This window comes from Hymenobacter sp. YC55, from assembly GCF_029433095.1.
Classification (GTDB): Bacteria; Bacteroidota; Bacteroidia; order Cytophagales; family Hymenobacteraceae; genus Hymenobacter.
Window position 1 is genome coordinate 1,433,445 of the sequence record NZ_JARNTX010000002.1, and the last position, 10,758, is coordinate 1,444,202.

At 54.2% G+C, this 10,758-nt stretch carries 7 protein-coding genes; 6 read left to right on the forward strand and 1 reads right to left on the reverse strand.

The genetic code is table 11. The features are described from left to right. The first annotated feature begins 27 nt into the window (after positions 1-27). The 6 genes from P1X16_RS19265 to P1X16_RS19290 all read left to right on the forward strand — a co-directional run bounded on the left by P1X16_RS19265 (position 28) and on the right by P1X16_RS19290 (position 9,767). On the forward strand, positions 28-660 hold the full coding sequence (locus P1X16_RS19265) for an SCO family protein (protein WP_277232392.1): 633 nt from the start codon (positions 28-30) through the stop codon (positions 658-660). Continuing rightward, positions 644-1,201, forward strand: a complete 558-nt coding sequence (locus P1X16_RS19270; protein WP_277232394.1) for a DUF420 domain-containing protein — start codon at positions 644-646, stop codon at positions 1,199-1,201. The genes P1X16_RS19265 and P1X16_RS19270 overlap by 17 nt, the downstream gene beginning before the upstream one ends. Positions 1,202-1,240: 39 nt before the next feature. Next, positions 1,241-1,501 (forward strand): hypothetical protein, encoded by a 261-nt coding sequence (locus P1X16_RS19275; protein WP_277232395.1) that lies wholly within the window; start codon positions 1,241-1,243, stop codon positions 1,499-1,501. Positions 1,502-1,611: 110 nt separating this feature from the next. Further along, complete coding sequence (locus P1X16_RS19280) at positions 1,612-1,899, forward strand: DUF983 domain-containing protein (RefSeq protein WP_277232396.1); 288 nt, start codon at positions 1,612-1,614, stop codon at positions 1,897-1,899. 102 nt (positions 1,900-2,001) lie between these two features. After that, positions 2,002-5,739, forward strand: a complete 3,738-nt coding sequence (locus P1X16_RS19285) for a HAMP domain-containing sensor histidine kinase (protein WP_277232398.1) — start codon at positions 2,002-2,004, stop codon at positions 5,737-5,739. Between the two features lie 227 nt (positions 5,740-5,966). After that, positions 5,967-9,767 carry a hypothetical protein gene (locus P1X16_RS19290; protein ID WP_277232399.1) on the forward strand — a complete coding sequence of 1,267 codons (3,801 nt, stop codon included), beginning with the start codon at positions 5,967-5,969 and terminating at the stop codon, positions 9,765-9,767. 38 nt (positions 9,768-9,805) lie between these two features. Here P1X16_RS19290 and P1X16_RS19295 read toward each other — a convergent pair whose 3' ends face one another. After that, positions 9,806-10,570, reverse strand: a complete 765-nt coding sequence (locus P1X16_RS19295) for a LuxR C-terminal-related transcriptional regulator (protein ID WP_277232401.1) — start codon at positions 10,568-10,570, stop codon at positions 9,806-9,808. Between the last annotated feature and the right edge of the window lie 188 nt (positions 10,571-10,758).

Sequence of the window (10,758 nt, forward strand, 5' to 3'; positions counted from 1 at the left end):
CCCAAACACGTCCTGTTGTTGGGCCTTATGTTGTTGGTCCCAGTACTGGCTTTCGTGTTTCTCTACACGTTTGGAGCCAACCGTTACGCGCTGCCCACTTTCCTGCCTGACCGGGTCGATTCGACACTGGTAGAAGGAAAGTGGCGGCGCGATACTGTTTTTCATAGGGTAGCTGATTTTCAATTGGCCTCGCAATCTGGCCGCTTGGTTTCGCAAAAGGATTTAGCCGATGGCCTGTATGTGGCTAATTTCTTTTACAGCACTTGCCCTGGTGCTTGTCCGCAGATGAACAGTCAAATGGCGCGGATACAAGAGAAGTTTCGGCACGAACCGCGCGTAAAATTGGTTTCTTATACGGTGGACCCCGCCCACGATTCGGTGGCGGTGCTAGGACGCTACGCCGAACAATTCGGAGCTATTGCCGGAAAGTGGTTTTTCCTTACTGGTGACAAATCTGCTATTTATCGGTTAGTTACCGAGGAGTTTCGGTTGCCTGCTCCCAGTGGTGTAGCCCCTGGTATCGTGCACAGCCGAAACTTGTACCTCGTAGACCGTGATAAGCGCGTGCGCGGCATCTATGATGGTACCAAAGCCAAAGATGTGGACCGCCTCATGACGGAAATCAACGTGCTGCTCTACACTTATGACCACAATCAGTAAGCCGACTCTCGAACCCGGCGACTACACCAAGTACAAGGTAACCTTAGGCATATTGGCTGCCGCCGTGCCGCTAGTGGTAGCAGTGCTTTACTACTTCCCCGAAACTTTCCGGATTCCGGGGGCACAAGTGAAATTCCTGCCTGCTCTAAATGCTGTGCTTAATTCGTTAACGGCAATTTGCTTGGTGGTTGGCTACATCTTTATTCGCAACAAGCAAGTGTTGCAGCATCGTGCCATGATGGGTACGGCCTTCTTGATTAGCTCCCTGTTTTTGATTTCTTACGTAGTGTATCACTCGCAGGAAGCTAGTACCAAGTTTGGAGGGGAAGGAGTTATTCGGTACGTGTACTTCTTTCTGCTGCTTACGCACATTACGCTAGCTATTGTCACGGTGGGCTTGGTGCTGTTCACGCTTTATTTCGCTCTCACGCAGCAGTTCGAGAAGCACCGCCGAATTGCTCGCTGGACGTTTCCAGTGTGGCTGTATGTGTCGGTTACGGGAGTTATCGTGTATTTCATGATTTCACCGTACTACACGTAAGCAAGGAAACTTTGCCTGTTCTCTGTTGTTGGAAATAGTATGAAAAAGCTAGTAGTAAACTCGTTTTTTGCAGTGGTGCTAGGCCTGCTGTTTACCTTGGCGCCTTTAGCAGTTAGCGCCCAATGCACAATGTGCAAAACGCAGGTAGAATCATCCCGTACAGAAAAGGATGGCTATGACTTTTCGGGCCTTAACAAAGGCATCCTGTATATGGCCGCCATTCCATATCTGTTGATGGGGGCCGTTGGCTATTTTTGGTATCGTAACACGCATCCTCGTAATAAGGCCATTAGCAAATAATGGCGGCCGTTGATTCTGTGCTATTGGCAATGGTAGCCCAGAAGTGCCCTCGCTGCCATCAGGGGCCGTTGTTTAAGTATTCGGCCTGGAATCTGCGTAGGTTTGATGAGATGTATGAAGACTGCGTGGCCTGCGGTCAGTATTACGAACCAGAAGTAGGTTTCTACTGGGGTGCCATGTACATCAGTTATGGCTTCTCCACCGGTATAGTTTTTCTTACGGGTGTACTCTTATACTATCTGGCTAACGATCCGCCGGTGTGGGTATACGTGACAGCGGTTGCAGCTATTGTGGTGGCACTAACGCCTTTGCTCTTCCGATACGCACGGGTGGTGATGCTTTACTTCTTCGCCGGTATTCGTTATGATTCAACTCTGGTAAGTAGGCCATCGTCATAGGCTAGCTCTACCAGCGAAAATAGGAAATGCCGCCATTTGGCGGCATTTTTGTTGGGTGCCAGTTTCTGCGATGCGACGCGCTATTGCCTTATACTCTTTCTTTTGAAGCTTTTTCGGTCTCTGCCGCTGGCTTTGCTGCTGGCCGCTCTTTTATGTTTTGTAGGAGCCTACCTAGGCAATAGGTATGGGCAGGTACCCGGCGTGCTGCTGCGTACAGATGCGGCGCGGTTGCAACGGTTGGTAATGAATGCCGAAACCGGTGCTGAGCAGGAAGCTGCTGCCGTGGCCGCACAGGTGCAAGAGGGCAAGCTTAACTTCGAGAACTTGGTCGAGCAGACGACCTTTCCCTGCTTCATATTCAGAGGCACTCAGCTACTATACTGGTCCGATCATACTGTTCGCCCTAACCGCTCGAACGCGCAGCAGGACTTCCACGAAAAGCTCGTGGTTATGCAGTTTGGCCGCTACTTAGCATTGCGGCACGTGGCGGGGCCGTACGTGGTGCTTACCTATATCCCGCTCGAGGAAAGCTACGGAATCAGCAACCGCTATTTGCGCGAAGGAGCTGAGAGGGCACTATTTCGGGGGCTTAATCTGCGGTTAGTTGCCGATGGAGGCCGCTCTAACTTGCCAAAGCTGTATTCCAATGAAGGCAACTATTTGTTTTCGTTGGAAAGCCTGCAGCCGAACCCCGTGACGGTCAAGTACCTGCCGCTCGCTTTAATGTTGTTGGGCCTAGGCTTGTACATAGCGGCTTGGGTGATATGGGGACGGCGTCTTTTCCGGGTGCGGCGCGAGCTAGCTGGCGCCCTGACGGTAGTAGTACCGCTAGGAGTGCTGCGAGCCTTGTTGCTGCATTTTGGCCTGCCTTTTTCCTTTATCGAGCTTTCTCTTTTCAACCCACGGGTATACGCAGCTTCCTGGCTTTCTCCTTCGCTCGGCGACTTGCTCATTAACGCCCTGTTGCTGACGGTTGCGGCCGGTTACGCGTTGGTGCTGTTTCAGCGGTACAGGGTGGCAACGTGGCCCGAGCGGGTAACCCAAGTGCACACGCGGGTTATGCTAGGAGCAGTACTAGTATTCAGCTTTTTTGGATTGCTAGAACTGTTGTTTGAGTTCTACTCCAACTGCTTCAGCAATTCCCAAATCATTGTTGATGTCACGCAGGACATTTCCGCTTCGGGCTTCAAGGCGCTGCTGTGTCTGGCTATTGTGCTGCATACGGGAGCTTATTTGGCTGGCTTCTACGTGCTGGCTCAGCTATTTGAAGCTACTGTCCGAGTTGAGACGCGGCGTATTGGCGTAATAGCACTAGGCTTAGGCACGCTAATAATGCTGCCGCTAGGAATAGCGCTAGGGCAAGTCGATTATGTGCTGCTCGGAATTACAGTATTGTTTTTCTTCTTCTTGCGGCTTACTAGTCTGCGCAGCGTAGCGGCTATGATACCGTATCAAACCTACCTGTTTTTGTTTCTGATGCTCAGTATCAGTTCGGCGGTGGGAGCGTTGGCCTTATTCGAGCACTTCGATAGGCAACTTGTGCTTAATAAGCAGACGCTGGCGGGCAATCTGCTCGTCGAGAATGATTTGGAGGGGGAGTTCCTGTTAAACGAGCGAGGCCATGAAATGGCAGCGGACCATCTTTTGCGCACCATGATACTACGCACGATGTTGCCAGGCCCAACTGTGAATGCTGAAATGGTGCGCCAGCGCATTGTGAAGCACTACCTGCGGGACTATTTCGACAAGTACGAAATAGCCGTTTCCATTTTCAATCCTGCTGGCAAACCAATAGGAGGCGACCCTGATGCGGAAACGCTGCCCGAGATGCGTAGCCGTCTGCTGCGCTCCGCTACCCGCACCGACCAGCTAAATCTGTTTCTGGTGCGGGGCAGCAATTCTTTTAGTACGCGCCGTTACGTTGACTTTGTAACGGTTCCAACTGCCAAGGGCAGTACTACCGTGCTACTCGAACTTACTTTGAAGAAGCTCACCACCTACAGCGTGGTGCCGGAGCTCTTGGTGGATCAAAAGTTTTTTCAGCCCGGCTTAGGTGCCGATCTGAGCTATGCCGGCTACGAAAACGACCAGCTGGTGTACAGCGAAGGCGACTATGACTATGTAAACCGCCTAACGCCCGAACTCTATCAGAATCCTCGCTTGTACCAGAGTGGCTTGGTAGCAGGACGGTTTCACCACTTTGCCATGCGCGACGAAACGCAACAGCGCACGGTAGTAGTAACCACTGCCACCTATGATTTTGCTGACTGGCTTTCCAACTTCTCGTTTCTGTTTCTGCTGCACGCCTTCTTTGTGCTGATTTCCAGTGGTTTCTACTTATTGGGGCAGGGTGCGTACTTGGACGTATTTCGCACGAATTTCAGCACCAAAATTCAGCTTTTCCTGAACCTTGGTATTATGCTCCCGCTGGTTGTAGTAAGCATAGCCACTATCAGTCAGGTTAAAAACTCGTATCAGCGTGACTTGCGGCGCACCTACGAACGGCGTGGTCGGGCTGTGCAAGACAACCTACTCGAAAACAGCCGTCTTTTGGCCGATTCGGCTAGTCGGGCTGACCTCTTGGCTTTGGCCGACAACGTGTCGGCACTAACCGAAACCGACCTCAACCTCTACGATTCGCATGGTAACCTGCTGGTGAGTAGCCAGCCAATCATCTTTGAATCGGGGTTGCTAGGGGAACTGATGAATCCGCAGGCCGTGGCTGGCTTGAAAGAGCAAGTGAAACCCCGAGTGTTGCTTGAAGAGCGGGCGGGTTCGTTGTCGTTTAACACGCTGTATCTGCCCCTACGAGCTGCCGCCGATGCCGACGAGCGCGCCAGTGCGGTACTAGGCTACGTAGGCATTCCGTTCTTCGACTCCGAAAAAGACCTCGACAACAAACTAGTGGGCTTGATTGCCATCATCCTGAACACGTTTACGGTGATGTTTATCCTGTTCTTGGTGCTGGCCTTTGTGGCTTCCCGGGTTCTAACCAATCCACTGAAGCTGCTGACCGAAAAGCTAAAGCAAACCACGCTTACGGGGCAAAACGAGATGTTGGATTATCAGTCCAACGACGAAATTGGGTTGCTGGTGCGTGAATACAATACCATGCTGCTGAAGCTAGAGCAAAGCAAGCAAGAACTGGCCGTGCAGGAAAAGGAAGCGGCGTGGCGTGAAATGGCCCGGCAGGTGGCGCACGAAATCAAGAACCCGCTCACGCCCATGAAGCTGAGCCTACAGTTCCTGCAGCGCGCTATCCAGGATAATCGACCAAATATCAATGAGCTCTTAGGCAAAGTGTCCCAGACTTTAATCACGCAGATTGATGTGCTGACGGACATTGCAACTTCGTTTTCCAATTTCACTAACCTGCCCGCTATGCGCCCTACGCGGCTGAATGTAGTGCAGGTGGTCCGCCGTTGCGTGGAGTTGCACCAGGGAAGCCGCCCCGATGTCCGCATCACGCTCACAATGCCAGTAGGGGAGGAGCCAGTTATGGTGTTTGCAGACGAAAATCTGTTGGTGCGGACGTTCAATAACTTGCTTATCAATGCCTTGCAGGCTGTGCCCAAAGGCCGGGTACCAGTTGTTGAAGTTTGTTTGCAGCTGCAGACGGAAGGCCGCGTGCGGATTGGGATTCAAGACAATGGAGCCGGGATTCCGGCAGATGTTCGCGAAAAAATATTCGTGCCCAACTTCACCACAAAAGAGAAGGGCTCCGGTATTGGTTTAGCGGTGGTAAAACGGGGTATTGAAAGCGCCGGGGGCAGCATCTGGTTTGAGACGCAAGAAGGTACAGGTACCGTTTTTTACATAGAACTGCCGCTGGCCGGCTAAGGAAAGAGATAAGAAGCAAGAAGTTTCGGAGAGGTGCCAGCCAAGGGAAACAAGGCAATGAGAATATCTAAAGTTTATCTGTTAGCAGCATAATGCCCAGCCTGCTGAGCGTGTGAAGTAACTAAGTGAATGGCTGGCTAGTGCATAAGCGGTAAGTAGAGCTCGGCACGAATATGGTGGCCTTATACGTTGTTGAGCCTGCCTACCTTTGTATTTAATTGCCTTCAATGATCAGCAGTTTTACGCCCCGCTTTCTGCGCTTTTGGCTGCTGCTGACTTGTATGCTTGGCACGGCCGCCGCTTGGGCCCAACAGCGGCCCGAGCTGCCGCCCAATACGCGCCGGTGCGTATGGGTGCGGCTCGCTCCCGACCAAGACCTCACCGAATTTACCCTGTCTGATACGCTAACGGTGGTGCCCTCCTCGGTCAGCATTAATGGGCGCGCCGTGGCCTACGATGTCCGTACCGATCGGTACCGCTACAGCCAGCCCCGCCGCGTGCCCGCTCCCGACCCCGACCAACCTGACCTGGTACTGCCCGGCCTTGATTCGGTGCTGGTGTGTTACCGGGTGCTACCGTTGCGGCTGGCGGCTCCGCAGTTTCGTCGTCCGCGGGGCTTGCTCGACAGCACCGACTTTCCGCGGCGCACCTTGGGCGCGCAGGACTTTACGGTGAAGGAGCAGATTCTGAGCACGCCGGGCATTAACAAAACCGGTAATCTGGCGCGCGGCATCAGCTTCGGCAACTCCCAGAACGTGTTTGTTAATTCCTCGCTCAACTTGCAGCTCGAAGGCAAACTTACGGACAATATCAACCTGACGGCGGCCATTAGCGACCAAAGCGTTCCGTTTCAGCCCGAAGGCAACACGCAGCAACTCCAGGAGTTCGACCGAATTTATATCACGCTTACCAGCCAGCGCTGGAACCTGACCGCCGGCGACGTGGTGCTGCGCAACAAGCCTGATTACTTCCTGCGCTTCTACAAAAACGTGCAGGGCGCTGCTCTGGAAGTGAATATGGGGCAGCCGGGCGTGGGACTCAGCGGCTTCAGTTCGCCCCAGTTAACGCCGTTGCCTAACTATCCCGGCATCAATCCGGGTACGTATTCCACTACCACTATCACCAATGGAGGCCAAACGCCGGCTATGAGCCCTACTGCGGCGCCGAGCAGCATACTTCCTACGGCACCAGGCCAGGTTTTGCCACCGGGTACCGAGCCAGCCGGGGTGGTATCGGGAACGGCAAGCACAGTGGAGCAAGGGCGGCACGGACCAATTCGGTCTTCGACTACGGTGGCGGGCGGGGTGGCCAAGGGCAAATTTGCCAGTATCGATGTAGCGCCCATCGAGAACGTGCAAGGCCCGTACCGGCTGCGTGGGCCCAATGGCGAGCAGTTCATCATCGTGCTGGCTAATTCAGAGCGGGTATACCTTGATGGCCGGCTGATGACCCGGGGCTTCGACAACGATTACATTATCGATTACAACCAGGCGGAAGTCACGTTTTCGCCGCAGCACCTCATCACCAACAACTCGCGCATCAAGATTGACTTCGAATACTCCGATTTTAACTACGCCCGCTCCCTCTATTCAGCCAGCCATTACCAGCAAGTAGGCCGACTTTCATTACACGGCAACTTCTACCGCGAAGCCGATAACCCCGATAACTCGCCCAACCTCGTACTCGATAGCCTAGATAGGGAAGCCCTACGCAACCTCAGCGAAAACGTGGCCCAGGCCGCTGTAGCGGGCGGCAAGAAAGGGGACTACAACCGGCAGTTGGTACAATACACCCGCGACGTGCGGCTAGTGGACGGGCAGCAGGTGGAAGTATTCACGTACCTGACCGACTCCCTGCGTGAAGCCTACGATGTGCGCTTTACCGAAGTCGGTCAGGGCAACGGCGATTATCGGTTGAGTGTAGCCTACCCCTTCGCCAATGGCCGGGTGTACGAGTACGTGGGGCCGAAGCTCGGTAACTATCAGCCGATTCGGTTGCTGCCCGCGCCCCTGCAAAAACAGGTTATTTCGGCCGGCGCGAGCTATCAAGTGGATGCTAACTCAACGGTATTTGTGGATCTGGCTTCGTCGGAACTGGATCTGAACCGTTTTTCGCCAGAGTCCGATAAAGGACACGCCATGCGGGTAGGCTACGTGATACAAGACCGCAAACTGCCGGGCTTGGGCTTCCTGAAAGACTACCGCTTCCGCAGCGCCCTCGACTACGAATACACCAGCCCGGAATTTGCGCCAATTGACCGGTACCGCGACATCGAGTTTGACCGCAACTGGAGCACAGCCAGCACCGTGCAAGGCAATGCCACGCGCCGCGAAGCCCGGGCCGATAACATCCTGAACTTTGCAGTGGGCGCCACCAAGGATGCCGACAATGCCGTTAACTACCGACTGAGCCGCCGCTTTCGGTCGGGCGAGGCCGACGGCTTGCAGCACTGGCTGGACGCGGCCCGGCAGATAGGTGGCGTCCAACTACGGGGGAGTTTGTTTCTGCTGAATTCCAAGGCCGGCACCAGCAAGTCGGAGTGGGCGCGGGGCGAGGCGGCGGCGCGCTACGTACGGGGCCCCATCATACCCGGCTACGCCTACCGCTTCGATAAGAACCGCGTGGCCGCTCCCTCCGGCGATTCGGTGTTGCTGTCGTCGGCCAATTATTTCGACGAGCACAACCTATTCATCCAGAGCCAAGATTCCGCTAAAACTCGTTTCCGCGCCGACTACACATACCGCCGCGACCAAACGCCTAACACCAACCAGAGTGAGTTGCAGCGCCGGGGCATTGCCCAAACCTGGCAAGGCACGATGGCTACTCGCCTCGGCAAAAGCCAGGATTTGGCCGTGCTAGCCACTTACCGCGACTTAGCGGCCCGCGACAGTGCCCGTCAGCGCACGGTGCTAACCAAAATTGATTGGAATGCCAGCTTGCTGCAAAACCAGATACGGTCGGAACTGAGCTACTCGGTGGCTACGGGCCGCGAGCTACGGCGCGACTACACGTTTCTGCCCGTGCCCAACGGCCAAGGTACCCACTACTATGGCGGTGATAGGGCGCCCTTCAACGGCCGCGAAGACCGAGACGAGTTTTTGGAAGCCCAAACGCCGGATGCCGTCTATCGGACGCACATCAAAGTGTATTTGCCCACCGACGACTACATCATTGCTTTCACCAACCGGTTTAGCTACCGCCTGACCACTGCGGCTCCGCGTACGTGGCGCGACGGGGGCGGGTGGCGTCAGCTACTAGCCCGCTTCTCCACCATCAGCACCGTCACGCTGGACCGGCGCACGATTGACAAGAGCCTGTCGACGCGCCTGAACCCGTTTGCTTTTCAAACTGAAGACACATTGCTGCTCTCCTTGAACAAGCTGTTGCGCAATACGCTGTATTTCAATCGGTCGAATCCCATTTTTGGGGCGGAACTAAGCGTGCAGCAAACGCAGCAGAAAGTACTACTCTCGCAGGGCTCCGACATCCGTAATCTAGCCGCCCAAAGTCTGCTGTTGCGCCGGACGTTGGCGCAGTCCTTTACGGGCCGTTTGAATACCTCCCGCACTATTCGGCAAAGCACTTCCAATTACCTCGACAGCCGTAACTTCCGGCTGCTCATCTACGAAGCGGCTCCCGAAATCAGCTATCAGCCCAACGGTACGTTGCGCTTCACGGGTACTTATCTGCGGACTAGTAAGAACAACACTGCACCGACCGGACCGGAGACGGAGGCACGCGGCACTTTCGATGAGCTTGGTATCGAAACCCGCGTTAGCCAAGTAAGCAAGCGCACCATCACAGCCAGCACGCGTTACGTGGGGATTAATTTTGAAGGCGACCCTAATTCGGTAGTGGGCCTGGAAATCCTGAACGCCCTACGTCCGGGCAGCAATTTCACTTGGAATTTGAACGTGGAGCAGCGCCTTAGCAACGGCTTGAATATCAACTTGGCTTACGACGGCCGCAAAGCCAAGGGCCTGAATGTAGTGCATACTGGCCGGATGCAGGTGTCGGTACTGTTTTAAGGAGCAGAGCAACCAGGTGCCGCACTAGATGGGCCTGGCTACAGTATGCCGGCCGCTAATACAAAGGCAATAAGGCTGGACGTATCCCGCATATTGCTTTTGGTGAGCATGTTTCGCCGATGAGTTTCGACCGTGTGGACGCTGATGTTTAGCGTGTCAGCTATTTGCTGGCTGCCGCCTCCGTGGCTCAGCAACCGTAATACATCCCGCTCGCGGTGGCTCAGAAAACGGCACGCGCTGAAGGAGCGCTCCAGAGTATTATAGATATAGCTAACAAGAGTGCCTTGTCCCTGATACAGACTAAGCATCTGCGAGTCGTCTCGCTTCAAGTGGGAAACATCAGTAATCAGGCTAAGCCGACGCAACAGGTTGCCAGCTTGATCTAGATTGAGAATTTGATTGCGCTGCCACACCCGGATGTAGTGCCCACCGGCGTGGCGCAGGCGGTAATCATAGCTGGAGCGGTGTTCGAGCCGCTCCGCCGCAGACAGCACGTCCAGTAGGTGCGCTTCCTTTTCCAGGATATGGATCAAGCCCGGTAAATCATCGGGATGCACAAGGGAAAAGGCAAACGGCAGGCCGCCTTGCAAGTAGGTTGTGGCCGGGTATCCCAGCATCAGTTCCAGACTGCGGCTGGCATAACAGTACGTCGATTGGCTGTTGTCGAATATTGCCGCCCCACAATCAACCATGCCCAAAACGGTTTCTAGCAAGGTGGTCGAGTCAGAGGCCAGCTCGCTTGGAAGGTAACGTTGCTGACAAGCTAGAGTGCTGTTGATCTGCGCAGGAGCAAAGGTGGTCACCTTAGAGCGCTTTATAGAACGAGGCGCTAAAGTGTTTGTGTGAGTAGAAGATTGAAACACAGGCAAATAGTCAAGAGGTGTGGGATTTGCTTGAGGGCGAAGAGCTGTAGAGAATTGAACCAATTTATGGTTGAATTACAATTATCATCAAATATGTAAATTTTTTATATAAATACTCAAATTGAGTA

Excerpts from the sequence above, each read along its gene's own strand:
- P1X16_RS19265 (WP_277232392.1), top strand. The coding sequence starts at position 28 with ATGTTGTTGGTCCCAGTACTGGCTTTCGTGTTTCTCTACACGTTTGGA.
- P1X16_RS19270 (WP_277232394.1), top strand. The coding sequence starts at position 644 with ATGACCACAATCAGTAAGCCGACTCTCGAACCCGGCGACTACACCAAG.
- P1X16_RS19275 (WP_277232395.1), top strand. The coding sequence starts at position 1,241 with ATGAAAAAGCTAGTAGTAAACTCGTTTTTTGCAGTGGTGCTAGGCCTG.
- P1X16_RS19280 (WP_277232396.1), top strand. The coding sequence starts at position 1,612 with ATGTATGAAGACTGCGTGGCCTGCGGTCAGTATTACGAACCAGAAGTA.
- P1X16_RS19290 (WP_277232399.1), top strand. The coding sequence starts at position 5,967 with ATGATCAGCAGTTTTACGCCCCGCTTTCTGCGCTTTTGGCTGCTGCTG.